Source organism: Streptomyces sp. LE64 (genome assembly GCF_052606915.1).
Map to the genome: position 1 here is coordinate 6253042 of NZ_CP199708.1, position 25144 is coordinate 6278185.

Consider the following 25144-nt stretch of genomic DNA (forward strand, 5'->3'; position numbering starts at 1 on the left):
GACAGAGGCTGACCGCGAAGGCCCCTAACGTCCGTCGTGACGAAAGGAAAGCCATGACCGTTCTTGTCACCGGTGCCACCGGCACCGTCGGACGCGCCCTGGTCGAGCACCTGCTCGCCCGCGGGGCGCGGGTCCGCGCCCTGACCCGCGATCCGCGACGGGCCCACTTCCCGGACGGGGTCGAGGTCGTCGCCGGGAACCTGGCCGACCCCGCCGGTCTGGGCCGGGCCTTCCACGGCGTGACCGCCGTGCACCTGATCACCTTCGACGGGGCGGACCACGCTCCGCTCGCCACGGGCGCGGCGCTCGCCGAACTGGCCCGCGGGGCGGGCGTGCGGCGGGTGACGGTCCTCGGGGGAGACGTGGAGAAGAGCCCCCTGGAGACGGCCGTCGAGGCCGGCGGTCTGGGCTGGACCCGCCTCTCACCGGTGGAGTTCATGTCCAACGCGCTGGAGTGGGCCGGGTCCGTGCGGACGGAGGGCGTGGTCCGCGAGGCGTTCCCGGAGGTCCGGAGCGCCGTGGTGCACGAGGCGGACATCGCCGAGGTCGCCGCCGTCGCCCTCACCGAGGACGGCCACGCCGGCCGGGAGTACTGGCTGACCGGCCCCGAGTCGCTCACGGCGCCCGAGAAGGTGCGCATCATCGGCGAGGTCCTCGGCCGCGAGGTGCGCCACGTGGAGCTGACCCGGGACGAGGTCGTCGGGCAGTGGCGGCAACAGGGCTACGCGGAGGAGGACATCGCGTTCTTCCTCGCGATGCGCACCGACCCGCCGGAGGCCGGGTACACGGTCCTGCCGACGGTGCGGGAGGTGACCGGTAGACCGGCCAGGACCTTCGCCCACTGGGTGCGGGAGAACGCAGCCGCCTTCGGGGGCTGACTCCGCCCCGAATGCGCCCAGCGCGCACGGCGCACTGCCGGGCGGAAACAGTACTCGTCCGGGCTCCGTGCGCCCTACCCGGTGATCGCGCGCCGCAGTGATGATGAGCCGACCGCGAGTGATCCGGACGACTCCGCGCACCGGGCCCCGGCCGGGTGGACACGCGGGGGAAGGGACGTGCGTTGCTGCTCCTCATCTCTCCCGACGGCATGGAGGAGGCCCTCGACTGCGCGAGGGCCGCGGAACACCTCGACATCGTCGACGTCAAGAAGCCGGACGAGGGCTCGCTCGGCGCGAACTTCCCCTGGGTCATCCGGGAGGTCCGCGACGCGATCCCGGCGGACAAGCCGGTCTCCGCCACGGTGGGGGACGTCCCCTACAAGCCGGGCACGGTCGCCCAGGCGGCGCTGGGCGCCGTGGTCTCGGGGGCGACGTACATCAAGGTCGGCCTCTACGGGTGCACCACGCCCGAACAGGCCGTCGAGGTGATGAGCGGGGTCGTCCGGGCGGTGAAGGACCACCGGCCGGACGCCCTGGTCGTCGCCTCGGGATACGCCGACGCCCACCGAATAGGGTGCGTCAATCCGCTGGCGCTGCCCGACATCGCCCACCGCTCCGGAGCCGACGCGGCCATGCTCGACACCGCGGTCAAGGACGGCACCCGGCTGTTCGACCACGTACCGCCACCGGAGTGCGAGGAGTTCGTCCGGCGGGCCCACCGGGCCGGTCTGCTCGCGGCCCTCGCCGGCAGCGTGAAGGCCGAGGACCTCGGCTGCTTGACCCGCATGGGCACCGACATCGTGGGGGTGCGCGGAGCGGTCTGCGAGGGCGGTGACCGCACCGCAGGAAGGATTCAGCCCGCCTTGGTGGCCGCCTTCCGGGCGGAACTCGACCGGCACGCCCGGAGCCGTGCCGCCGCCGGCGCCACGGGCTGACCGCGGATGACCACGTGTCCGCCCCGCCCCGTGCCCGCCGCCCCCGGGCAGCACTTCACCGTCGTCGACCCGGCGACCGGTGAGACCTTCGCACAGGCGCCCGCCCGGCGGCCGGAGGAGGTGGACGCCCTCGTCGCCCGGGCCCACGCGGCCTGGCGCGGGTGGCGGGCCGACCCCGCCGCCCGCGCCGCGGCACTGCGCGAGGCCGCCGACGCCGTGGAAGCGGCCGGGGCGGACCTCGCCCCCCTGCTCACCCGCGAACAGGGCAAGCCGCTGGCCGAGTCGCGGGCCGAGGTGGCCCGCACCGCGGACCGCATCCGCTACTTCGCCGGGCTCCGTCCCGAGCCCCGCCCCCTGGTGGACGGTCGGCCGGTGCGCAGCGAGGTCCGGTGGCGGTCCATCGGGCCGGTCGCCGCGATCGTCCCGTGGAACTTCCCCCTCCAACTCGCCTCCGCGAAGTTCGCCCCCGCCCTCGCCGCGGGCAACACGGTGGTGCTCAAGCCCTCGCCCTTCACCCCCCTCGCCACCCGGCTGCTGGGCTCCGTCCTCGCCGCGGTGCTCCCCGAGGACGTCCTGACGGTCGTCACCGGTCACGAACCCCTCGGCGCCCGTCTGGCCTCCCACCCGGGCATCCGTCACGTGACCTTCACCGGCGCGGCCCCCACCGGGCGGGCCGTGGCCCGTGGTGCGGCGTCCTCGCTCGCCCGGGTCACCCTCGAACTGGGCGGCAACGACGCCGCGATCCTGCTGGAGGACGCAGCGGTCGACCGGATCGCCGACCGGCTGTTCTGGGCGGCGTTCCGCAACTGCGGGCAGGTCTGCATGGCAGTCAAACGCGTCTACGCCCCGGCCCGGCTCTACTCCGACGTGGTCGAGGCGCTCGCCCAGCGGGCGAGGACCGTCGTCGTCGGCGCGGGACTCGACCCGGCGACCCGACTGGGCCCGGTCAACAACGCCCCCCAGTTGGCCAGGGTCGAGGACTGCACGGCCCGTGCCCTGGCCGAGGGCGCCCGCGCCGCGGCCGGCGGACACCGGTTGGACCGACCCGGCTACTTCCACGCCCCCACGGTCCTGGCCGACGTCCCGCCCGACAGCCCGGTGGTGACGGGGGAGCAGTTCGGCCCGGTGCTGCCGGTGCTGCCGTACCGGAAGCTCGACGAGGCCGTCGAGGCCGCCAACGGCACGGGCTTCGGGCTGGGCGGCTCGGTGTGGGGGACGGACCTCGACCGGGCCGAGGCGGTGGCCGACCGGCTGGAGTGCGGAACGGCGTGGATCAACCACCACGCCGAACTGTCCCTGGCCCAGCCCTTCGCCGGCGCCGGGCAGAGCGGTGTCGGCGTCGCGGGCGGACCGTGGGGTCTCCACGGCAACCTCCGCCCGTTCGTCGTGCACCGCCCCGAGGAGACGTGACGATGAGGTTCGGCGCGGCCGTGCTGCGCACCGCCACCGGCCCGTTCGCCCTGGAGGAGGTCGTCCTGGCCGCGGGGCCCGCCGCCGACGAGGTCCTGGTGCGGATCGCGGGGTGCGGCATGTGCCGCACCGACCTCGCGGTGCGGCGACCGGGCAGCCGTTCGCCGCTGCCGGCGGTGCTCGGACACGAGGGCGCCGGGGTGGTGGCCGCGGCCGGCGGCCCGCACACCGGACTGACCGAGGGCGACCGGGTCGTGCTGAGCTTCGACTCCTGCGGGAACTGCCCGAGTTGTCTGGCCGCCGCCCCCGCCCACTGCGACGCCTTCGCCCCGCTCAACCTCTTCGGCGGGCGGACGGGGAGCACCACCCGGTTCACCGACGCGACCGGTGGCGCCCTGGCCCCGCGCTGGTTCGGCCAGTCGGCCTTCGCCCAGTACGCGGTGGTGCCGGCGCGCAACGCCGTCCGGGTCGACCCCGCGCTGCCGGTCGAACTGCTCGGACCGCTCGGCTGCGGCTTCCTCACCGGTGCCGGGGCGGTCCTCCACACCTTCGCCGCCGGGCCCGGTGACACCCTCGCCGTCTTCGGCGCCGGAGCGGTGGGCCTGGCCGCGGTGATGGCGGCCACCGCCGCCGGAGCGGTGACCGTGGCCGTCGACCGGCACCCCCGACGGCTGGCCCTCGCCGAACGGTACGGGGCGGTCCCGCTCTCCGCCTCGACCCCGGACCTGCCCGGCCGCATCCGGAGCCTGCTCGGCGGCGCCCGGTACGCCCTCGACACCACGGCCTCGCCCCGCCTGATCAACGACGCCCTCCGGGCCCTGCGCCCGACCGGACACCTCGGCCTGGTGGCCCGGCTGCACACCGCACTCCCGCTCGAACCGGGGACCCTGGACCGGGGCCGCCGGATCTCCCACGTCTGCGAGGGGGACGCGGTGCCTGGGCTGTTGATCCCCCGGCTGATCGGGCTGTGGCGGGCCGGCCGGTTCCCCTTCGACGAGTTGATCCGCACCTACCCGCTCGCCGACGTCAACGAAGCCGAACGCGACTGCGAGGCCGGCCGCGTGGTCAAGCCCGTTCTGATCCCGTGACGGGGCGCCCGCCCGGCCGTGCGCGGCGGTCGGGCACCCCGTGACGAACTCGACGCACCCATGGAGGACATGTGGTCGGTACACCCTTCGGGATCACCACGGCCGGGGCCGGGGAAGGCGTCGGCTCGGGCGTGGGGCTGACCGCCCTCCTGGTCGCCGCGGCACGCGCCATCGAGACCCACCGCCACGACTCCCTGGCCACGGACGGCTACGCGGAGCACTTCGTGCGCGCGGCTCCCGCGTGCGCCGACTGGCCGGTGCGGCCGCAGCAGGTTCCGGGCGGGGAGGCGAACCCGTTGTGGGGGAGGTTCGCGCGCTACTTCGGGCTGCGGACGAGAATCCTCGACCGGTTCCTCCTGCGTGCCGCACGGACGGGCGGCGTCCGTCAGGTGGTCCTGCTGGGGGCGGGGCTGGACACCCGGGCGTTCCGGCTCGACTGGCCTCCCGGCTGCACGGTCTTCGAGATCGACCGGGAGCGCGTGCTGGCGTTCAAGCACGGGGTCCTCGACGGACTGTCGGCGGCCCCGAGGACGACGCGGGTGCCGGTGCCGATGGACCTCCGTGCAGACTGGGCCGCGGCACTGCTCGCCGCGGGCTTCGACCCGGCCGTCCCCAGCGCCTGGCTCGCCGAGGGGCTGCTGTTCTACCTGCCCGCGACCGCCGAGACCGCACTCGTCGACACCGTGGACCGGCTGGCCGCCCCGGGCAGCGCGCTGGCGTACGAGGTCAAGCTCGACGAGGACCTGTGGGCGTACCGGCACGCACCGCTGTACACGTCGACGACCCGGCAGACCGGCATCGACCTGCTCACCCTGTTCGTCACGGAACCGCGGCCCGACTCCGCCGGTCGTCTCGTCGGCCGGGGCTGGTCCACGACGGTCCGCACCCCCTTCGACTTCAGCCGCCGGCTCGGCCGCGGCCCGCTGCCCGAGCCGGACGACCCCTTGGCGGGCAACCGGTGGGTGTTCGCGGACAAGCCGCGGCGGTGATCCCGCCGCGGCCGTCCCCGCCGTGGTCCGCGGTCACCCCGCGGACCGCGGTGCGGCCTCCTCCCGGGCCCGCTCCAGCAGGGCGAGGAGCGCGGCGGTGTCCTGCGCTCCCTCCAACGAGAGCCGACCGTCGACGACGAGGGTCGGCACCGAACGGATTCCCCTGGTCCGCGCCGTGCCGAGGTCAGCCGTCACCTCGGCCGTACCCCCGGTGCCCGCCAGCACCTCCAGGACCCGGTCGGGGTCGAGGTCGGGCGCGGCCACCGCGGCGAGCACCTCGGGGCGGGTGAGGTCGCGGCCTTCGGAGAAGTAGGCGGCGTACAGGCGCTCCTTCACCTCCGTCTGCTTCCCCTCGGTCCCGGCCAGCCACAGCACCCGGTGGGCGTCGAAGGTGTTGCCGATCAGCGCACGACCGAAGTCCATCGCGATGCCCTCCTCCGCCGCCACCCGCGCGGTGTGGGCGAGCACGGCGTCGGCCCGCGGGCCCAGCCGTTCGGCGAGGTGCTCGCGCGCCGGGGTGCCGGGGCGCGGCGCCGCGGGGTCGAGCTGGAACGCCCGGTGGACCAGGTGCACCTCGTCCGCGTGCGGGAAGGCGTCCAGCGCCCGGTCCAGGCGCCGCTTGCCGATGTAGCACCAGGGGCAGACGAGGTCGGCGTGGACCTCGACGGTGATCGTCCTGCCGCTCGGCCTCACCGGTCGAGCCCGAAGGTCTCGGCGAACCGGCCGACCATCAGGTCCGCCCCCTTGTACTGGGCGGTGGTCTCGGGTCCCAGCAGTTCCCCGCCGGGCATTTCGGTCGCACCCCCGGTCGGGCCGAGCGGCAGGAGCAGCAGCGGCGGGCCCGGGGCGTAGCGGGTCAGTTCCGTGCCGCCCCCGATCAGGGAGGTGATGTTCTCCGCGATCACCTCGGCGTGCCGCACGGCGGCGCCGGCCCGCTTGGGCTCTGCCACGTCGGTGATGTCCCCCAGGGCGAAGACCGTGCGCTGGCCCTTCACCTGGAGCGTGGGCGTCACCTCGATCTGGCCGCCGGAGCGCCGGGCGCCGGCGAGCGCACCGGCGAGGTACCCGGTGGCCGGGGTCACCCCGTGGGTCCGGAACCAGGTCTGGGCGGTCACCTCGACCCCCGCCCTGGTGGTGACGGTGAACGCCCGCGCCGTACCGGCCTCGGTCGGCGGCTCCTGGGCCAGCGAGTCCCCGAGCAGCAGCTCGACCCCGAGGTCGGCCAGCTGGCGCAGGATCTCCTTGCGGAACGGCTCGGAGTAGCCGCTGAGGATCTCCGGTGCCGGATCGACGAGGACGACCTCCTTCCGCGGCCACTTGGCCTTGATCTCCCCGGCGAACTCCAGGCCCACCGGCCCCGCCCCGAGGAGGAGCACGCGGTCCGCCTCCGCGAGCTGTCCGCGGGTGGCGCCGAACCGCTCCAGGGTGGCGGAGGAGTCGTCCAGGTCGCTCTTGGCCGGGAAGGGGTAGCCGGAGCCGGTGGCCAGCACCAGGTAATCGGCGTCCAGGGTGGCGCCGGAGGCGAGGGCGACGCTCCCGGGCTCCGCGCGCACGGCGCGGTCGCGCACCACGCGGCCCCTGGTCAGCAACTTGTCGTACGGCAGGAAGATCCGCGGGGCGAAGTCGGCGTCGACCGCGGCACGCAGGGCGCCGACGTTGTGCAGGAAGGCGTCCTTGGGCTCGACGAGGGTCACGTCGGCGACGCCGTCCAGGGCCTTGGCCGCGGCGCTGCCGCCGTATCCGCCGCCGATGATCACGACTCTGGGGGGCATGGTGTCTCCAGTCACGGGTGCGAGGGGCTCGGTCGGAGGGTGCGTGTGCAGGTCGCCAGGAGGGGGCGAGACCCCGCGGGGCCGGAACCCTCCCGATGACACCGAGAAAACTGTACAGCCGTTGAAATTTATTCCGGAGGGTGCCTCCGTTGAAGGGGTGCCGGACGACGGACCCCCTCCCGGAGACACGGAGACACGGAGACACGCGCCGGGCCCCGCCGGGCCGACCGGCGCGGCACGACGGCCGCACCCGGTCGGTCCGGCGGCACCGGCTCAACGCCGCGAGCTCACCACGACCGCCGGACCGGCCGGATCGGCGTCCGCGCCCGGGAGCTTGCCCGCCACGTCGAGGCTCCGCCCGCGCGCGGAGATGTCCACCGCCGCGAACTCCGCGCCCCCGGCCACGTGCAGGCCCAGAGACGTCCATGACGCACCGGTGCGCTGCCACACCACCGGAGCCACCGCGCCCCGGCCCTCGGCCAGGACCACCGGTTCGCCGCCGCTGACGGCCACCGACCGCAGCGGGGTCACCCCCTGCGGCAGCGGCACCTCCCGCCACTTCCCGCCGCGCAGTTCCACCACCAGACCGCGCGCCGGCGCCCCCGCGGCCTTGGCCCGGCCGACCGCCCACACCCGCCCGTCCGGCCCGGCCGCCACTCCGTTCAACCGGACCCGCTCCGTACCGAGGTCGGGTGCGGGGGCCATGCGCCACCCGGTGCCGTCGTAGTGCAACAGGACGGGCCTGGACCAGGCGTCGTTGAACGCCTCGCCCACGGCCCACACGTCGTCGTGGGCGAGTGCGGCCACGCCGGACAGGCTCCAGTTGCCGCCCGGCCCCTCACCGACGTCCGGCAGTGCGGCGGGCGTCCACCGCCGCCCGTCCCAGTGCTGGAGCTCGCCCACGGCCTTGACCATGTACTCCGGGTCGGGCACGGCGGACCAGCCCGCGGCCCAGGCGTCCCCGGCGCCCCGGACGTCGACGGAGAGGAACCCGGCGGTCATGGTCTGCGCCGGCACGGGCGCCGTCGCGGTCCGCCAGCTCCTGCCGTCCCACCGTTGGGTGACGATCCCGCGGGCCTGTTCCGCGTAGTCGCCGACGACCAGCGCATGGCGCGGCGAGGAGGCGTCGACGTCGTTGAAACGGACGTCGTACGACGCGGGCAGCGCGGCGGTCGGCAGCGCCTGCCACCCGCCCCCCTCGCGGGCGTCGCGCTCCCAGAGCGTCGGGACGGTGCGGAAGAACCCCTCGCTCCCGCGCTCGAAGCGGATGCCCGCCGCCCAGGTGGTGTGGGGCGCGGGACGGGTGACGGCGAAGGCGTGCGCGTCGGACCCCGCCCCGGTCACCTCCGACATCGTCCACGCCCCGCGCGCCCGGGGGTCGGAGGGCGACGACGGCGGGAGGGCGTACGCCGCCGTGGCCGACGCCACCACGGCCACGGCCGTGCCGAGGACGAGTGCGGTGCGGCGGAAGCCGGTGGGAGTGGAAGCGGTCATGCTCGGGCCTTTCGGAGGACGTTCGGTGGTGCGACGCACCCGGGCCCGCCGACCCGGCCCGGGACGGCCCGCCCGGCCCCGCGGTTCCCCGGGGCGACCGGACGTGCCGCGTCACCCGTTGCTGTCCGCTGACGATCACGGGTTCCCGAAGTCCCGGCACCCGTCCTCCGCGTCCGCCGCCGTCCTTCCCGTCCGTCTCCGAGGCCCGCCGGTGGCGGCCCGGCGCAGGGGGCTGGCCGGTGCGGAGCGCACCCGTCGCCGTCGCCACCACCACAGGGCCAGGGCGACCAGCGGCACCGGGAACAGACGGATCGCCCAGGTCCCCGGCGACACGGCGCCCCGCGCCGCGCCGAACCCGTCCGCCGCCTGCCGGGGGGTGGGGGCGCCGAGCCAGACCACCTCGTCCGGACCGCCGGGGGAGGGGGCGTGCAGGGAGCCGGCCACCCGAGCGGGCAGGGCGTCGAAGTCCGCGTCGAACGCGTCGCTGGAGAGCCTGCGTAGGGGCACGCTGGTGAGGTCCACCCCGCCGTAGGTGTACCGCTGGACACGGGTGGTGCCCCCGCTGGTGGTCCGGTCGGTGACCTCGTACTCGCCCTCCGTGTACGAGACCACGAACTCGTCGAAGACCTCGCGCGGCTCCCAACCGTCCGTCAGGCGCCACTCGGTGACGTCTCCGGAGTCCACCAGCGCGCCGTACGTGGTGTCCCCGCCCGCGCTCAGCTCGCGGTACCACTCCGCGGCCACCCGGGCGAGGTGGACCCGGCGCAGGGCCGCGTACTCGGGGGCGGTGTTGACGGCCTTCCTGAGCCGGGGTAGGACCAGGGTGCGTTCCAGGTGCTCGTAGCGGGCCTCGGCGGCCGGGTCCTGCCCGGGGCAGTCGGGAACGCCCGCGGTCCTCCCGGCGGACGTCACCTGCTCCGTCTCCATCTTCACGTCGAGGGGGGCGTCCAGGATGTACAGGGCTTCGCCGTCCTGGTGGATCGAGGCCGGCCCGGGAACGATCCAGTTGCGGGACGACACGCAACCCTCTTGGACGCCCTGCCAGTACCGCTTGCCGAGCGCGGTGCGCGGATGGATGATTTCGCCCACCGTCCGCTTCATCCGCAGGTCGGCCTCCAACAGGACGCGCCCGGCGTCCGTGCGGCCCAGTCGCTCCTCCACGATGCGATCCGGTTGATGCGGGTGGAGGTTCACCCAGAGGTCCCGCCGGGGGAGGGAGAGCCAGACGAAGAAGGCGTCCGAGGACTGTTGGGCCGCGTCCATCCCGGTGTCCGGACGCAGGTCGCCGTGGACGGGGTCGCGGTCGGTGCGGAACGCGTACTGGAGCCCGCTGCCGTCTCCGGGGTCCGACAGGTAGCGCAGTTCGACGCTGGAGAAGTCGATCCCGCCCGTTTTCGCAACCGGTTCCGTCAGGGCCTTGACCAGACCGCTTTCGGTCGCTCCGGAGTCCGTACCGCAGCCGTCCCCCCGGGAACCGGGGCGTGCGGTGAGCGCCAGTCGCAGACCGAGGTTCCGCTTGCCGCAGGAGCCGCCTCCGCTCACCCGGAGCAGGTGCTTCGCCTTCTTGACCGTCGCGTTCGCCCGCCGGGCCTTCGCGTACTTCCGCTTGCGGTTGGCCTTCTTGAGGGCGGCCAGCTGATCCTTCTCCCCGGCCACCTCCCGCTGGAAGGCCGGGTCCCGGGTCGCGGCGTTCGACGCCTCGTCGAGGAGGTTCTTGAACTGTTGCCGGTACCCCTTCTCCCGGTAGACCGGCCCGTGGAACACGTCGGTGTGCGGAGGCACCGCAGGAGTGCACTTGCCCTTGCACGGCGAGAGGTCGGCGTAGAGGGCGAAGAGGCGGGAGGTCGGGACCCGGAGCTCCAACATGTCCTTCAGCACGCGTTGCTCCGCGTGGTCTCCCTGGAAGACGATCTCGTCGCCGCGGAAGACGGACCGGTCGTTGCTGCGCTTGACGACCAGGAAGCGTTCGATCCCGGGCCGCTCGTCCATGCGGAGTTGACGGTGGAGTTCCGGGTCGCCCTCCTTGAGCTCGGCGACGTCGACCACCTGGTGCCCGGACGTCAGCAGGTCGTCCCGACCCGTGATGTCCACGAACCCGAGGGCCATCACCCTTCCCGAGTGCTGGGAACCGGACAGGTTCCTGGCCCACCGGGCGACATGGGCCATCCGTCCGATCGGGTTCCGGTGCAGGTCCTCGACCCGGGACCAACCCGCGCCGCCCGGCGCCGCCTCCCGGGACAGGGCGGGCGAGGTCGGCGCCGTCAGGAGCGTGAGCAGGAGGACGGTCAGCATCCCCGGCAGAGCGGCCCGGGCGCGGCTCACCGTTCGTCCCCGGCCTCGTCCGACGTCTCCGGGTCGAAGACGCGGTCGATCAACCGGAGGTCCGCGGACCGGGAGTCCGACCCGACCAGGGCGCGGGCGACCCGGAGCCCGACGGCGACCACGACCGCCCCCCACACCGCCGCGGAGGCTCCGCCGGCGACCGCCTCGGAGCACTCGCCGATCCACAGGGGCATGCCGCCGTGGTACGTGGGGGCCGCGCACATCGCCGAGGCGGTCGCGGGCGCGCCGAGCACCTGGGCCGCGGTGGCGAGTGCCAGGACGGACAGCCGTACGGCACGGGAACCGGTCATGACGACGCCTTCCGAGCGGTGGGTGCGGGGTCGGGAGAGCCCTTGAACGCGTGGACCCGGGCGCGGAGGCGTTCTTCGGACGGGACGGCGGAGTCGACGCCCGGACGCTGACGGTGCCAGCGCTGGACCGCGAGGTCGAGCTGCGCCTGTTGGAACCGCTGGAGGTGGCGCAGCCCGGCGATGCCGTCACGGCGCCACACCAGCAACTCCAGGAGGAGGCGACGGCGCGGGGAGAGCAACAGCGCCACCTCCGGTCCGGTCACGGCGCCGTGACCGGTGGCGGCCTCGGCCGCCAGGGCACGGGCGGTTCCCGCGGCCTGGGCCCGCAGACCGCGGTGCAGGACCAGCACGCACGCGGCCACGAACGCCCCCGAGGTGATGAGAGTCATCACCGGAACGCCGATCAGCAGCCCGAGGACGTCGTTCGGGTACCAGTCCGCCCTGAGTCCGTCGAGGCGCATCAGCACCACGTCCGTCTCGGCGTGCCCGCCGACCGCGGCGGCCAGCCCGCCGCCGACTGCCAGCAGCCGGTCCCGGCGGCCCGCCAGCCAGCGCGCCGCCCCGATCCCGGCGCCCGCGAGCGCGGTGAACGCCGCGTGCACGGTCAGCAGCCCGACCACCTGACGGTCCCAGAACTGGGTGGGGTGGTGGTCCGGGGAGACGAGGCCCAGGTAGTGGACCGTCTCCGTGAGGTTGAACCCCAGCCCGACCGCCGCTCCGAGGACCGCTCCGGAGACCACGCCGTCGATGTGACGACGGAAGAGCAGGAAGAGGACGGCCACACCCGCCGCCTTGCCCAGTTCCGTCATCACGGCCGTGCCGAGGGGGAACAGGGTGTAGAGCGTGCGCACGCCGTCCAGGGGGTGCTCCGGGACGGTGGACGTGAAGTGGCCCGGCACGGTGCGCTGGAGCCATGTGATCATCACCAGGCCGAAGCCGCCCCCGACCAGCGCGCCCCATCCGAACCCTGCCAGCAGCAGCCGGCCGGGCATCCGCCGGTAGAGCTGGACGCGGTGGACGAGGAACAGCGCCGCCGCGGTGCCGGGCAGGCAGAGCAGGACCTGCGGCAGTCGGTCGGCCACCGCGGCCAACGGCATGATCGAGAAGGGCAGCAGCAGGGCGCCGAGGATGCCGAACCCGCAGGCCCTGAAGGCCCGTTCGGGGAGCGGGGCGGCGTGGGACCGGGCGAGCAGCAGACCGAGACCGAGCAGGAGGGCAAGGCCCCAGCCGGCCGGTACCAGCACTCGGGTCAGCCGGAACGGCAGGGGCTCGGGCAGGAGGAACAGCTTCAACCAGGGTGAGTGCGCGGTGGGTTCGGGCGCGGCCCAGAAGAGGACCTGCCCGGCCGCGTACACCAGGGACAGCCCCAGGGCCACGGCGATCGCCGCGGCCAGCCCGTCCCGGGCCGGGCGCGGGGGTCGTTCGCCGTGCGGGGGAGACGGAGAACGGGCTTCGGACGTGGTGGTCACGGCGCACCGCCGATGTTCGGGAAGTCGGACGGACCGGGGAAGGAGGTGGGCAGGTTCGGCACCCCGGTCGGCAGCGGGGCGGGCCGGGGGGCGTCGGGGCGCCCGGTCGGCGGTGCGCCCGGCAGGACCGCTTCGGTGGGGAGGGGCGGAACGTCGGTGGGGAACGGCAACGCCGGGGTTCCGGAGAGCCCGAGGACGACCGCCACGGCGGCAGCCGTGACCCCGACCGCCCCCACGGCGGCCATCAACGGCACATGGGTCTCCTCCGGGGGCGCGTGCTCCCCCGCCCGTTCGTCGTTCGCCGGCCGGTCGGCCGAGCCGTTCCGTTCTGCGGCAGCTGTCATGGTCGCCCTTCGACGTCGGTTCGTGGTGCCGTCGGTCCCGGCGCGGGGACCGGCCTGGTGCCGGCTCGGCCCGCGCCCAGGACGTCCGTCGACCCGGAGACGAGCCGTTCCAGCAGGTCCTCGGCGCGGCTCGGGCCGGTGATCCGGTCGATCCGCCGTGTCGCCTCGGTCTTGAAGTCCAGGTGCAGGAAACCGTGCCGGTCCAGGGTCGCGTCGACGGCCTTCCGCAGCGCGGCCCCCGACACCGTGCAGGCGCCGCGGACGGTGGCACCGGGGCGGGCGGCCGGCAACCTGACGGTGCACGAACCGAGTTCCTCGTGGACGAGGTTGTCCAGCAGGAGGCGACCGCCGTCCATCCGCTTCGCACCGGTCAACGCGAGCCGGTACGAGGCGGTCACCGACTCCTTGGGCATGCGGTTCGTCAGGGCGACGGTCACGACGACGGTGTGGCAGCGCACGCCGCACTCCTCGTCGGTGGTGTCCGACAGCTGCGCGGCGGTCGGAGTGGTGCTGACCGGCACCGTGGCCGGGAGGGCGCGGAGCGCGGAGCGCATGCCCGCGTAGCCGGCCCGCGCGCTCGCCGTGTCCCCGGCGCGCACCGTCAGAGCCGCGGCAGCCGCGTCCGACATCGTCTCGTGGGGCCCCGCCTGGCTGTCGTGCCGGAAGCCGAGCCCCGAGTAGCCGAGCAGCCGGTGCGGGGCGTCCGCCGAGAGCCAGTAGGTGCCGCCCCTGGTGGTGCCGTCGCCGCGGACGGGCACCGCCACCGCGTCGGCGGGAACCCCGGCCGGGCGCCGGAACCGCCCCGCCGCCGAGGAGGGCATCGGCGACGGACCGGTGGTGTCCTTCCCGGGGCCGCTCGCCTTCGAGGGGGCCAGGGCCGCGCCGAGGGCCGCGGGTGCGAGTCGGTCCAGTCGCAGCCCGAGCAGCTCGTGCGACCCGTCCGGCCGGCGGACCTCCCGCCAACGTCCGGCGTCCGTACCGGGGTTCTCGACGCCCATCGTGTGCAGCATCGCCCGGTCGGCCTTGGTGAACAGCGTGGTGCCCGAGACCAGCATCACCCGTGCGGTACGTCCGTTGGCGGACATCGTGCCGAACACGTCGCCGTTGCCGAGGGAACGGAGTTCGGCCGTGACGGTGCTCGACGGGTCGTCGGCCGTCGTGCCGTCCGGGTTGCGGTGGTACTGCCGCCACGACCCCGACCAGTCGAGGGCCGCCGCCCCTGCGACCACGGCGCCGACCGCCGCCAGCGAAGGGCGCGCAGGGGAGCGGTCGTCGTCGGCACCGGGTCCCGAGCACGCGGGGAGGAGGAGCAGGGTGGCGAGGGCGAGGGGGCCGGAGGCCCGGGCCGCACGGCTTCGGGCACGGGGCCCCGGTGCGGTGTCGATGCCCATGTGTGCTCCCCGCCCTCCGGTTCCGCCCCGTGCCGGGCACCCGCCCGGGGTGCACGGTGGTCGGGGTCGTTTCCGTTCACCGGATCGATGACCTCGACGTGGAGAACGCCGCGGGCCGCACGGAGTCACGCTTCCGGGGCAGATGACCGCGTGGCCCGGGCTGCGGGCGGGACCCGCCCGCGGTGACGTGCCGGGGAAACACCCTCGTCCGGGGGAGAGTTGCCGGCATTCGCTGACAGCCCCGTGCCCGCGGAACTAACGTCTGGCACATGCCGACGGCGAGGCGATCGAGGTGGGGATGAGGGGCGCGGAGAAGCGGCTGACCGTGTTGGAGGCGCTCCACGAGCGCGAGCCGGGAACACGACAGGGCTGGGTGGTGGACGGGGACTTACCCGCCGGATTCCGCAAGAGCGCGGAATCCGTCGCGCGCGACGGACTGGTGGAGTGGGCGGACGGTGCGACCCGGAGCCTGCTCTCCGCCCGTGGGGGCCGCCCCGTGGCCTGGGCGGTGCGGATCACCGCATTGGGCCGTGACGTGCGCCGTTACGCGGGCGCCGCCGCCCCGGGACAAGCGGGCCCGGGGCGGGGGGAGCGGCTCGTGAAGCTGCGTCCGGCCCAGATGGAGGCGCTCCGCGTCGCCGTCGGGGTGGCCGACGAACTCGCCAGGAAGCCGGCCCCGGGATTCCTGGAGCGGGTGCGCACCGCGGACTTCGACCCCGTGGCCAACCGCTGGTGCATGTATCTGACGCTGCGTCACATCGACTCGGTGGCCTACGTGTTCTACCTCCGCGGCCTCTGCGGATCGGCGTCCGAAGCCAACCACTTCGCCCGTGACTACGGGGTGATCTACCGGATCGAGTCCGAATCGGGGGTGCCGACCCTGATGTCCGTCCCCGGGCTGCGGCCGGTCCGCGCCGTGCGCGCGAGGTGATGCGGCGCCGGCGGGCGCACTCCTCCGGGCCCCACAAGGAGAGCAGGACGACGCCGTGGCGGCGTTCGACGTGCCGCCGCCCGGCGTTCGCCCCGGGCGCCGACACCCGGGGCGAACGCCTCCGCTGAGCGGGGTCCACCACCGCTCAGGCGGCTCTACCTTCTTGATCGGGTTGATCGAGCCATTCGTAGGGTTGGGTCACCCAGGGGCGCTGGGTGTGGCTATCAGGCGGCTGCCGTCTCGTGGCTGTGCACGCTTCGCCGCCCGGCACCCCACGACGACTCGGCCGCCGATTAGGAAATGCGAACATGTCGCTGAGTAGAGCAATGCCGGCGAGGTCGTCCGTGGTACGAACGGAACGAACGAGCACGCCAGGAGCATGATGAGCCGGATATGGGCGGGGATCGACAGCGGCAAGGGCCACCATCACGGGCTCGCGCTGGACGCAGACGGCAAGAAACTGCTGTCGCGGCGGGTCGCCAACGATGAGCCCGAGCTGCTGAAGCTGATCGGCGATGTCCTGGACCTGGCCGACGGCCGTGAGGTCACCTGGGCCATCGACATGACCGGCGGCGAGCCCGCGCTGCTGCTGGCCCTGCTGGTCAACCACGGTCAGGAGGTCCTCTACATCCCCGGCCGCCTGGTCAACCGGGCCTCGGACGGCTACCGCGGCGAGGGCAAGACCGACGCCCGCGACGCCTACGTGATCGCAGACCAGGCCCGGATGCGCCGCGACCTGCGGCCCATCCGCCCCGGCGACGAAGCGGCCATCGAGCTGAAGCTGCTGACCGGACGCCGGTCCGACCTGGTCGAGGACCGCACCCGCTCGGTCAACCGCCTGCGTTCCACTCTGATGAGCATGTTCCCGGCCCTGGAACGGGTCCTGGATGTCACCAACACCGGCCCACTCCGACTGCTGACCGGCTACCAGACCCCGGCCGCGATCCGTCGCGCCGGCGTCGCCCGGCTGACGAAGTGGCTGGCCAACCGCAAGGTCCGCAACGCCAGAGCGCTGGCCGAGACGGTGGTCGAGGCCGCCGAGCGCCAGCACACCGCGATCCCCGGGGAGAAGGCCACCGCAAAGCTGGTCCACACCCTGGCCGAGGAGGTGATGGCCCTCAACGAGCAGATCGCAGAGATGGACAAGCTCATCGAGGGCCGGTTTCGCGAGCACGACCTCGCCGACATCGTCCTGAGCGTCCCCGGCATCGGGCCCGTGCTGGGCGCCGAGTTCCTGGCCGCCGTCGGCGGCGGCCTGGACGAGTTCGACTCCCCGGACGCCCTGGCGGCCTTCGCCGGCGTCGCCCCCGCACCGCGCGACTCGGGCAAGGTCAGCGGCAATCTCCACCGGCCGGTCACCTACCATCGAAGGCTCCAGCGCGTCTTCTACACCTCGGCGCTGGTCAGCGTCCGATGCGACCCGAACTCGCGGAAGTTCTACGACCGCAAACGCGCTGAGGGGAAGAAGCACGTCCAGGCCGTGCTCGCCCTGGCCCGCCGACGCGTCAACGTCATCTGGGCCCTGATCCGCGACCGACGGGGCTACGAAGTCACGCCTCCAGTGACCACAACCGCTTGACAACAGCATTAGGAAGCGTGGGGGCCCACGTCGGCGGCGGTCAGCGGGGAGCGGAGCGGCGCCGCCGTCGTGTACTGGTCCGAGCCGATGTCACGGCTGCCGCCCCGCGGATGGCCGTCGAGGTCGTCGGTCACCGGGTGGGTCGTCGGCACGGCGGCGCCGATGGCCGGGCTGCCCGACGACAGGCGGTGCACCCCGTCGGCCCCCTGCCGGAGGCGGGGGTCGGCGCGGACGTACCCGCCCGGGGGGACGGTGCCGTCGGCAGCCCCGCCCCACAGCAGGTTGCCCTGCCAGGTGAAGCCGGTGTTCTGCCGCAGCGCGACCAGGCTGCCCGCGTCGGCGACCAGGATGTTGTTGCTGAGGACCACGTCCCGGGGCTCGTGGGCGCGGTCCTCGCCCACCAGGGTGCGGGCGTTGCGGACCAGGGTGTTGTGGGTGATCAGCGCCCGTTCGCAGGCGTCGTTGCCCCGCTGCTGCGCCGGGGGCTCGCCGGGGAGGTGGTCGCGGACCGTGCCGCTGCCGATCACCAGAGCGCGCCCGGACAGCCCGGTCAGGTGGTTGTTGAAGACCTTGTGGTCGTTCCCGTAGAGGCGGATGCCCTCGACGCCGCCCACAAGGTGGTTGCCGTGCACGAGGGTGCCGTTGCCGTGGCGCAGCACGATGCCCCCGGCGCAGTCGCGGAGGGTGTTGTGGCGGACGGTGTTCCGGGAGGACTTCACCGAGATGGCCTCGGGGTCCCCGTTGCACTGTTCGAAGAGGTTGTACTCCACCAAGGCCCCGGCGTCGTCGAGCGCCCGGTGGCTGGCACCCAGCCGGATCGCCTCGCCGCCGTTGGTCCCGGGGTAGGTGTGGCGGGCGAAGTGGTTGCGGAGCACGGTGAGGCCCCGGGCCATCGTCTCCCGGTTCGGGTCGGTGGGGGCGTCGGGGCCGTCCGCGACGAGGAACACGCCCTGGGTGGTGCGGTCGTGGAAGTGGTTGCGGTCGACCTTGACCCCGTTCGCCTTCACCACGACCCAGTCGACGCCGGCGAGGTCGGCGAACATGAAGTCGTTGCGGGTGAGCCGGATGTCGGAGCAGTCCGCCGGGATCACCAGCGTCTGGCGCTGGCGGAAGGCGAAGCCGCTGACGGTGACGGAGTCGGAGTTGCTGAGGACGAAGCTCCGGTCGCCCCGGAGCACGGCCCCGCCCCGGCTCTGGGACACGATGGTGAGGTGCGTGCCGGCACCCCGCTTGCCCGAGATCCGGATGCCTCCGGCGGGCACGTCGTAGGTGCCGTCGGCCAGGACGATCCGGTCGCCGGGTGCGGCGCGGTCGATCTCCCGCTGGAGGTCGGCGAGGGAACTGACGGTCACCGTGGCGGCCGCGGCGCCGGTGGTCAGGGCGGTGACGGTGCCGGTGGCGAAGGCCGCGCCGAGCAGGGTGCCGGTGAGGAAGGTTCGTCGCTGCATGATGCCTCTCGTGCCTGGGGAGCCCGTGGTCTCCCGGTGGACGGGTCCGTGGTCGGAGCCCGCCACGAGGGAGGAGGGGGCGGCGACGGTTCCCGTTCCCTCGACGGGCCGTCGGTTCTCCCGCACTCCGGGCCGCCCCCGGCGGTGCCCGCCCGGGCCGGGGCGGTCGGCCGGGTGTGGGAGGGCGGTCCTCGGTGCGGGCGCCGGTTGGCCGGGTCTTCCGCCTCCCGGCGGGTGGTGTTCCGGCTGCCCGGCTCGCGTTGCCGTGACAGCGGACAGGGGGGTCCGGAGGCTGTCCGGCGAGCACGTTCCCTGCTCGCCGGAGAGCCGCCCCCTCCTGGAGGACCCGCATGGCGAACGACCCCCCCACCACCCGGGGCGGCCCCCCGGCCGGCTCCCGTGGTGCTTCCGGTGTGCTGACGGCCACCTGCGTCTCCGCCTTCGTGGTGAACGCGAACACGTCCGCGGTGAGCATCCTCCTGCCGGCGATCAGCGAGGACACCGGTGCCTCCCTGGCCACCCTCCAGTGGGCGGTGACCGGCTATTCGCTGGTCGGCGCGGCGGTCATCGTCACCTCGGGCGCCCTCGGGGACATCTTCGGCCGCCGCCGGATCTTCCTCGGCGGTCTGCTGCTCTTCGTCGCCTCGTGCGTCCTGATCGCCCTGGGCGACGGCGCCGGGACGGTGATCGCCGGCCGGGCGATCCAGGGCGCGGCCGGCTCGACGCTGCTGGCCTGCGGGCTCAGCCTGCTGTCCGCGGGTTCCTCGGGCGACGCCCAGATGCGTTCGGTGGCGCTGTGGGGAGCGGCTTCGGCGGCCGGAGCCGCGGCCGGGCCCCTGCTGGGCGGCGCGCTCGTGGACGTCACGGGTTGGCAGGGGCTGTTCTGGCTCGACGCGGTGATCGCCGCGCTCTGCGTGCCGTTGACCCTGCGGACGGTGCCGGAGTCCCGTGACCCGGCGCGGGCCCGCTCCGTCGACCTGGCGGGGACGGTGCTGATCGCCGCTGTGCTCGTGCCGTTCGTCTTCGGAGTGACCGAGGGCGCCGACTGGGGCTGGCTCAGTGCGCCGACCCTGTCGTGCTTCGTGGTGTCGGCGGTGGCGGTCGTCGGTTTCGTCCTGGCGGAGCAGCGCGTACGGGCTCCGCTGGTCGACCTGGCCCTGCTGAGGAACACGTACCTGGTCGGTTCGACCGTCGCGATCCTGGTGGTGGCGGGCTGCATCAACGCGCTGATGTACGTGTGCAGCCTGTACTTCCAGAACCCGGACGGCCTGGGCATGACGCCCTTGCAGGCGGGGGTGGCCACACTGCCCGCCGCGGCCGGGATCGTGGTGACCGCGCCGCTGGTCACCCGGTTCGTCGACCGGATCGGGGCCCGTCGCGTGATCGCCGGAGGGTTCGGGATCGCGACCGCCGCCTTCGCCGCGTTCGCCTTCGTCGAGGCGTCCTGGGGGTACGCCGCGTTCGTGGGTCCGATGATCGTGCTCGCCGTCGGGCTGGGGCTGGCGAACGGCCCTTCCTCCTCCGTCGCCACCGCCTGCGTCACCGAGGAGCAGGTCGGCGCGGCGTCCGGGATCTCCAACATGGGCCGCTACGTCGGTGCGGCCGTCCTCACCGCCGTGACCGCCGCCCTGTTCAGCGCGGTGTACACCCGCCACCACACGAGCGGCACCGCGGTCGCGGACGCCCTCGCGGCGGGCTTCTCCCGGGCGGCGGTGGGGCTCGGCCTCTTCTGCGCCTTCGGCATCGCCCTGGCCCTCCTGGTCGGCCGGATCCGCCCCACCGGACCGCCCACCGCCGCGCACTACGCCGCGGCGGCCGCCGCCGGCTCGCACACCGTCCCCACGAGGCCCACCGCGGCGGCGCCCCGCTGAGGGGCGCCGCCGGGGCGCCCTCTTTGGATCTTCGGCGCCGAAACCCTTCCCACATACCCCTGGGGGGTATATAGTGGTGATCGTTCCGAACGGAAGACGCCGGTAGGCGCAGCGCACCGAGGAGACATCATGGAGAACCACGCCGGACACGCCCAGGCCCACCACGGCGGCCACCACGGTCACGGCGCCGCCCGGCCGGGCGGACTGTCCGTCTCCGAACACGGGTACACCCTGGAACTCGACGCGACGATCCGGACCGCCGGTGTGCAGCGGATCGCCTTCCGGGTGCTCGGCCCCGACGCCCGCCCGGTGACCTCGTTCGTGGCCGAGCACGAGAAGGAACTGCACCTCATCGCCGTTCGCCGGGACACCGCCGGCTTCCAGCACGTGCACCCGGTGCGGGACGCGGAGGGCACCTGGAGCGTCGAGCTGGCCCTGGAACCGGGGGACTGGAGGATCTTCGCCGACATCCACCCGGCCGGACACGACGGGACCCTCACCCTGGGGGCCGACCTCGCGGTCGCCGGACCGTACGACCCCCGGCCGCTGCCCGAGGCCGTCCGCACCGCGCGGACCGGGGAGTACACCGTCACGCTCGACGGCGAGCTGCTGCCCGGCGAGGCGCGCGCACTGACCCTCACCGTCCGTCGCGACGACCGCCCGGTCACCGACCTCCAGCCCTACCTGGCCGCGTACGGGCACCTGGTGGCCCTGCGCGTCGGAGACCTGGGCTACCTCCACGTCCACCCGGAGGGCGCACCCGGCGACGGCACCACCGCACCGGGCCCGGAGATCGCCTTCGTGGCGGTCGCGCCCTCGGCCGGCACCTACCGCCTGTTCCTGGACTTCCAGCACGAGGGCGTCGTCCGGACGGCCGAGTTCACGGTGCCGACCGGCACGGCGGCCCCCCACCCGGCCGCGGCCGCCCAGGCGGCGCCCGGACACGGCGGCCACCACCACGGCCACGCGCACCACTGACGGCGTGGACGCCACGGAAGGAGGGCCCCCGTGCCCCGTCTGACCCGACTCACGCCCGACACGGCGGTCGGCACCTCGCGCGACCTCCTCGCCGACCTGGTGGCCCGGCACGGCCACACCGGTGACATGGTCGCCACCATGGCGCACTCCCCGGCGGTCCTGAGCGGATATTTCCAGCTCAGCCGGGCCATGGGACGGGCCAAACTCGACCGCGGGACCAGCGAACGGATCTCCATCGCCGTCCAGGCCCGACAGGGCTGTCGACTCTGCCTCGACGCGCACGTCGACGCCGCCCGCGCCCGGGGAGTGGACGAGGAAGAGATCGAGCGGGCCCGCACGGGCACCTCGGCCGATCCCGCGATCGCCGCGATCATCGCCCTCGCCCTCCGGGTCCACCGCGAGCCGACGTCCATCACCGACGAACAGGTCGACGCGCTGCGTGCGCACGGCTACAGCGACCGCGCCATAGCCGATGTCGTCGGCGTCGTCGCACTCAACGTCCTCACCGGCGCCTTCAACCTGCTCGCCGGTCTCACACCGGAGAGCCGCACCGGTGCGTAGGGACACCCCCGCCGCCCGCACCCGCGGGGCACGGACCCCGTCCCGGGGCCGTGCCCCGCCGCATGGACACGGAAGGAACCCGCCATGCGTCTGTTCGCCGTCCGCGACTACCGCCACCTCTTCGGCGCCCAGGTCATCGCCCTGTTCGGCACCGGACTGACCACCGTGGCCCTCGGACTGCTCGCCTACGACCTCGCCGGGACCCGCGCCGGCATGGTCCTCGGCACCGCCCTGACCATCAAGATGGTCATGTACGTGGTCATAGCCCCGCTGGCCGCCGCGTACGTCGACCGCATCTCCCGCAGGACCCTCCTGGTCCTCCTCGACGTCATCCGCGGCGCGGTGGTCCTGGCCCTGCCGCTGGTCACCGAGGTCTGGCAGGTCTACGTCCTGATCGGCCTGCTCCAGGCGGCCTCCGCGGCGTTCACCCCCACCTTCCAGGCCGTCATCCCCGACATCGTCCCCGACGAGGCCGACTACACGCGGGCCCTGTCCGCCTCCCAGGTCGCCTCCACCATGGAGAGCCTGCTCAGCCCCGTCCTGGCCGCCGTCGCCCTGACCTTCCTGAGCTTCGACCGGCTGTTCCTGGGCACCTCCGTCGGTTTCCTCGTCTCCGCCCTGCTGGTCCTGGCGACGCGCATCCCGAACGCCCGACCGGACACCCGCACCGGGGCCCGGGACAGGGTGACGGGAGGCATCAGGACCTTCTTCCGGACACCGCGGCTGCGCGGCGTCATGGCCCTCAACCTGGTGGTCGCCTCCGCCGGCGCGATCGTCGTCGTCAACACCGTCAACCACGTCCGCGACGAGCTCGGCGGCTCGCAGTCCGACGTCGCCTGGTTGCTCGCCGCCTCCGGCACCGGAACCCTGCTGGCCGCCCTCGCCCTGCCCCGGGTGCTCGACCGCATCGCCGCCCGCACCGTCATGCTGACCGGCGCCGGGGTCCTCGTCACCGCCACCGCCGCCGCCGTGACGCTGCGCGCGGCCGGCGCCCTCGGATGGACCGGTACGGCGGTCGTCTGGGCCCTCGTCGGCATCGGCACGGCGCTGGTGATCACACCGACCGGGAAGGTGCTGCGCTCCTCCGTGGCACGGACCGCGATCCCCGGGGCGTTCGCGGCCCAGTTCTCCCTCTCCCACCTGGCCTGGCTGATCACCTACCCCGTCGCGGGGTGGCTCGGCACCACGGCCGGACTCGCCCCCGCCTGGTCCGTCCTCACGGCCCTCGCCGGCGCGGGAGCGGTCGCCGCCCTCCTCCTGTGGCCCCGCCACGAGGGCCCGGCGACCACGGCCCCGGTGACCACCGACCGGTACGGCTCCGCGACGAGGGCCCGGTCCGCGCTGACCAAGGCCGCCTGAGCCGCACGGCGCCCCGATCACGGTCCGGCCGGCAGCACCCGCTGCCGGCCGGACCGCGGCTCGTTCCCGGCCGGGCGGAGGGCCGTTCGGGAGAATCCGAGTTGTGGTTCCCGCCTGACGGCCTGTTACGTTGGTCTGCTTTGCTCCGACCGGAAGGAAAGCGATGGAAGCCCCCGCCCTGCACAGCGAGTTCCTCGACGACGTGCTTCCCCGGATCCGACAGGACGCCCGGGTGGCCGGCGTCGCGATCACCGGGTCGCTCGTGGGGGGCCGCCCCGACGTCTACTCGGACGTCGACCTGGTCCTGGCCGTGGACGACGAGGCGTACGACGCGGTCATGAAGGAACGGCTCGCGCTGATCGGCTCCTGGTCCGCGCTGGTGGCCGGCTTCACCGGGGAACACGTCGGCGAGCCCCGACTGATCGTCACCCTCGTCGGGCCGCCCCTGCTGCACGTCGACTTCAAGTTCGTGCGGGTGTCCGACTTCGCCGAGCGCACGGAGGACCCGGAGGTCCTGTGGGACCGGGACGGCAGCCTGGCCGAGGCCCTCGCCGGCAAGCCCCCCGCGCCTCCCTCCCTCGACCTCCAGTGGTTCGAGGACCGGTTCTGGATCTGGGTGCACTACGGTGCGACCAAGCTCGGCCGCGGCGAACTGTTCGAAACCATCGGCTTCCTCACCTACCTGCGCGAGACCGTGCTCGGCCCCCTGGCCGCCCGGCGCGCGGGAGCGCCTCCCCGCAACGTGCGCCACCTCGAAACCGTCGCCCCCGAGGAGGCGCGCGCCCTCCGGGCGACCCTGTGCGGATACGACCGGCACGAGGCGGCCCGGGCCCTCCTCGCCACGGTCGACCTGTACCGCCGGTGGTCCGACGTCGACGGAGCGGACGTGGCACGTCGCCACCAGGCCGAGGACCTCAGCCTGCGCTACCTCCACGAAGTCATCGCCGGACTCTGAGACCGGGGCGGCGCGGAGGGCCGGGTCGCGCCGGTCCTCCGCGCCTCACCCCTACGTCCGCGCCGCCCCCACCGCACGTTCCGGGGGAGCCTTCGGAGCGAAGGCCGCGGCGACCGCGTGCCGCTGGACGCGCTCCTCGTCCTGCGCGATCCAGCCCGACACCTCGCGCAGGACCCGGAATTCGCGGTCCAGCGTGGTCGCGCAGGTGGTGCGCGCGTCCGTGCTGATGGTCACCGGAACCCCCCGGGCCAGGAGGCCGGCCGCGGGGTGTCCGGCGAGGTCGGGGGCGGCCCCGGTCTGGACGTTGCTCGTCGGGCACATCTCCAGCGCGATGCGCTCGCTCCGCAGGCGGCGCAGCAGCGAGGGGTCGCCCGTGCAGCGCACACCGTGCCCGATGCGCCGGGCGCCGAGGACGTCGATCGCCTCCCAGACGCTCTCGGCACCGGCCGCCTCACCGGCGTGCACGGTGCAGGGGATCCCGGCCCGGTGCATGAGGTCGAAGGCGGGGCGGTGCGGTGCACCGGGGTGGAGCCGCTCGTCCCCCGCGAGGTCAAGCCCGGCCACGGCGTCGCGGTGACGCAGGGCCGCCTCGGCGACGGCCTCGCTCTCCTCGGGGCTCTGGTGGCGCAGACAGCTCAGCAGCAGGGCGGTGCGGACGCCGGTGGCCCTCCGGCCGTCCGCCAGGCCGCGGGCCACCGCCCGCACCGCGTCGTCCAGGCCCATCCCGTGCCGCCCGTGCAACTGCGGGGCGAAGCGGACCTCGCCGTGGACCACACCGTCGAGGGCCCAGTCCTCGACGAGTTCACGGGCGGCACGGGCGAGCGCGTCGGGCGTCTGGAGGACCTTCAGCGGCAGCTCCAGGTGGGTGAGGAAGCGGGTCAGGCTTCCGCACCTGGCGGGGGCGACGGCCAGTTCCTCCACCGACCGGGTGAGCGCGAGGCCCTGCTCGTCGGCGAGTGCGCGGAGGGTCGCCGGGCGGACCGAACCGTCCAGGTGGCAGTGCAACTCGTAGCGGGGACCCGGCGGGATGCGGGGTGCGGGGTTCATGCTGTTCTTCCC

At 74.2% G+C, this 25144-nt stretch carries 22 protein-coding genes; 12 read left to right on the forward strand and 10 right to left on the reverse strand.

Annotated elements, in window-relative coordinates:
• Positions 1-53 precede the first annotated feature (53 nt).
• The 5 genes from ACSMX9_RS27825 to ACSMX9_RS27845 all read left to right on the forward strand — a co-directional run bounded on the left by ACSMX9_RS27825 (position 54) and on the right by ACSMX9_RS27845 (position 5300).
• Entirely contained in the window at positions 54-878 is an 825-nt protein-coding gene (locus ACSMX9_RS27825; protein WP_445398088.1) for an NmrA family NAD(P)-binding protein, read from the forward strand.
• Positions 879-1060: 182 nt separating this feature from the next.
• Complete coding sequence (locus tag ACSMX9_RS27830; RefSeq protein WP_445398090.1) at positions 1061-1813, forward strand: (5-formylfuran-3-yl)methyl phosphate synthase; 753 nt, start codon at positions 1061-1063, stop codon at positions 1811-1813.
• Between the two features lie 6 nt (positions 1814-1819).
• Entirely contained in the window at positions 1820-3223 is a 1404-nt protein-coding gene (locus ACSMX9_RS27835) for an aldehyde dehydrogenase family protein (RefSeq protein WP_445398092.1), read from the forward strand.
• Between the two features lie 2 nt (positions 3224-3225).
• A complete protein-coding gene (locus ACSMX9_RS27840; RefSeq protein ID WP_445403117.1) occupies positions 3226-4311 on the forward strand; it encodes an NAD(P)-dependent alcohol dehydrogenase in 1086 nt (361 codons plus the stop codon).
• Between the two features lie 71 nt (positions 4312-4382).
• Positions 4383-5300, forward strand: a complete 918-nt coding sequence (locus ACSMX9_RS27845; RefSeq protein WP_445398094.1) for an SAM-dependent methyltransferase — start codon at positions 4383-4385, stop codon at positions 5298-5300.
• A gap of 33 nt (positions 5301-5333) precedes the next feature.
• Here ACSMX9_RS27845 and ACSMX9_RS27850 read toward each other — a convergent pair whose 3' ends face one another.
• The 8 genes from ACSMX9_RS27850 to ACSMX9_RS27885 all read right to left on the reverse strand — a co-directional run bounded on the left by ACSMX9_RS27850 (position 5334) and on the right by ACSMX9_RS27885 (position 14403).
• On the reverse strand, positions 5334-5993 hold the full coding sequence (locus ACSMX9_RS27850; protein WP_445398096.1) for a DsbA family oxidoreductase: 660 nt from the start codon (positions 5991-5993) through the stop codon (positions 5334-5336).
• Positions 5990-7072 carry an FAD-dependent oxidoreductase gene (locus ACSMX9_RS27855; protein WP_445398098.1) on the reverse strand — a complete coding sequence of 361 codons (1083 nt, stop codon included), beginning with the start codon at positions 7070-7072 and terminating at the stop codon, positions 5990-5992. Before ACSMX9_RS27855 ends, ACSMX9_RS27850 begins: the two co-directional genes overlap by 4 nt.
• 273 nt (positions 7073-7345) lie before the next feature.
• The gene (locus tag ACSMX9_RS27860) at positions 7346-8566 is read right to left on the reverse strand and encodes a hypothetical protein (RefSeq protein WP_445398100.1); all 1221 of its coding nucleotides are present in this window, start codon (positions 8564-8566) and stop codon (positions 7346-7348) included.
• Between the two features lie 135 nt (positions 8567-8701).
• Positions 8702-10888, reverse strand: a complete 2187-nt coding sequence (locus ACSMX9_RS27865; protein ID WP_445398102.1) for a hypothetical protein — start codon at positions 10886-10888, stop codon at positions 8702-8704.
• The gene (locus ACSMX9_RS27870; RefSeq protein WP_445398104.1) at positions 10885-11199 is read right to left on the reverse strand and encodes a hypothetical protein; all 315 of its coding nucleotides are present in this window, start codon (positions 11197-11199) and stop codon (positions 10885-10887) included. The genes ACSMX9_RS27865 and ACSMX9_RS27870 overlap by 4 nt, the downstream gene beginning before the upstream one ends.
• Positions 11196-12668 (reverse strand): PrsW family glutamic-type intramembrane protease, encoded by a 1473-nt coding sequence (locus ACSMX9_RS27875; protein WP_445398106.1) that lies wholly within the window; start codon positions 12666-12668, stop codon positions 11196-11198. The genes ACSMX9_RS27870 and ACSMX9_RS27875 overlap by 4 nt, the downstream gene beginning before the upstream one ends.
• Positions 12665-13012, reverse strand: a complete 348-nt coding sequence (locus ACSMX9_RS27880) for a hypothetical protein (protein WP_445398108.1) — start codon at positions 13010-13012, stop codon at positions 12665-12667. Before ACSMX9_RS27880 ends, ACSMX9_RS27875 begins: the two co-directional genes overlap by 4 nt.
• Complete coding sequence (locus tag ACSMX9_RS27885) at positions 13009-14403, reverse strand: hypothetical protein (RefSeq protein WP_445398110.1); 1395 nt, start codon at positions 14401-14403, stop codon at positions 13009-13011. Before ACSMX9_RS27885 ends, ACSMX9_RS27880 begins: the two co-directional genes overlap by 4 nt.
• Before the next feature lie 298 nt (positions 14404-14701).
• Here ACSMX9_RS27885 and ACSMX9_RS27890 point away from each other — a divergent pair, with 298 nt between their 5' ends.
• Together ACSMX9_RS27890 and ACSMX9_RS27895 are read left to right on the forward strand one after the other, a co-directional pair.
• Positions 14702-15334 carry a DUF6417 family protein gene (locus ACSMX9_RS27890; RefSeq protein ID WP_445403118.1) on the forward strand — a complete coding sequence of 211 codons (633 nt, stop codon included), beginning with the start codon at positions 14702-14704 and terminating at the stop codon, positions 15332-15334.
• 382 nt (positions 15335-15716) lie between these two features.
• The gene (locus tag ACSMX9_RS27895) at positions 15717-16913 is read left to right on the forward strand and encodes an IS110 family transposase (RefSeq protein WP_445398112.1); all 1197 of its coding nucleotides are present in this window, start codon (positions 15717-15719) and stop codon (positions 16911-16913) included.
• 8 nt (positions 16914-16921) lie between these two features.
• Here the strand turns inward: ACSMX9_RS27895 and ACSMX9_RS27900 are convergent, their stop codons facing one another.
• Positions 16922-18361: a chondroitinase-B domain-containing protein gene (locus ACSMX9_RS27900; RefSeq protein ID WP_445398114.1), complete on the reverse strand. Its 1440-nt coding sequence runs from the start codon at positions 18359-18361 to the stop codon at positions 16922-16924.
• Between the two features lie 350 nt (positions 18362-18711).
• Here ACSMX9_RS27900 and ACSMX9_RS27905 point away from each other — a divergent pair, with 350 nt between their 5' ends.
• The 5 genes from ACSMX9_RS27905 to ACSMX9_RS27925 all read left to right on the forward strand — a co-directional run bounded on the left by ACSMX9_RS27905 (position 18712) and on the right by ACSMX9_RS27925 (position 24085).
• A complete protein-coding gene (locus ACSMX9_RS27905) occupies positions 18712-20232 on the forward strand; it encodes an MFS transporter (protein ID WP_445398116.1) in 1521 nt (506 codons plus the stop codon).
• Positions 20233-20361: 129 nt separating this feature from the next.
• Complete coding sequence (locus tag ACSMX9_RS27910; RefSeq protein ID WP_445398118.1) at positions 20362-21210, forward strand: hypothetical protein; 849 nt, start codon at positions 20362-20364, stop codon at positions 21208-21210.
• Between the two features lie 30 nt (positions 21211-21240).
• Positions 21241-21771 carry a carboxymuconolactone decarboxylase family protein gene (locus tag ACSMX9_RS27915; RefSeq protein ID WP_445398120.1) on the forward strand — a complete coding sequence of 177 codons (531 nt, stop codon included), beginning with the start codon at positions 21241-21243 and terminating at the stop codon, positions 21769-21771.
• An 84-nt stretch (positions 21772-21855) separates the two neighbouring features.
• Positions 21856-23130, forward strand: coding sequence for an MFS transporter (locus tag ACSMX9_RS27920; protein WP_445398122.1), 1275 nt, complete (start codon positions 21856-21858; stop codon positions 23128-23130).
• A gap of 163 nt (positions 23131-23293) precedes the next feature.
• Positions 23294-24085, forward strand: a complete 792-nt coding sequence (locus ACSMX9_RS27925; RefSeq protein WP_445398124.1) for a nucleotidyltransferase domain-containing protein — start codon at positions 23294-23296, stop codon at positions 24083-24085.
• A gap of 51 nt (positions 24086-24136) precedes the next feature.
• On the opposite strand, the gene add is transcribed toward ACSMX9_RS27925, so the two are convergent.
• Positions 24137-25132, reverse strand: a complete 996-nt coding sequence (gene add / locus ACSMX9_RS27930; protein ID WP_445398126.1) for an adenosine deaminase — start codon at positions 25130-25132, stop codon at positions 24137-24139.
• Between the last annotated feature and the right edge of the window lie 12 nt (positions 25133-25144).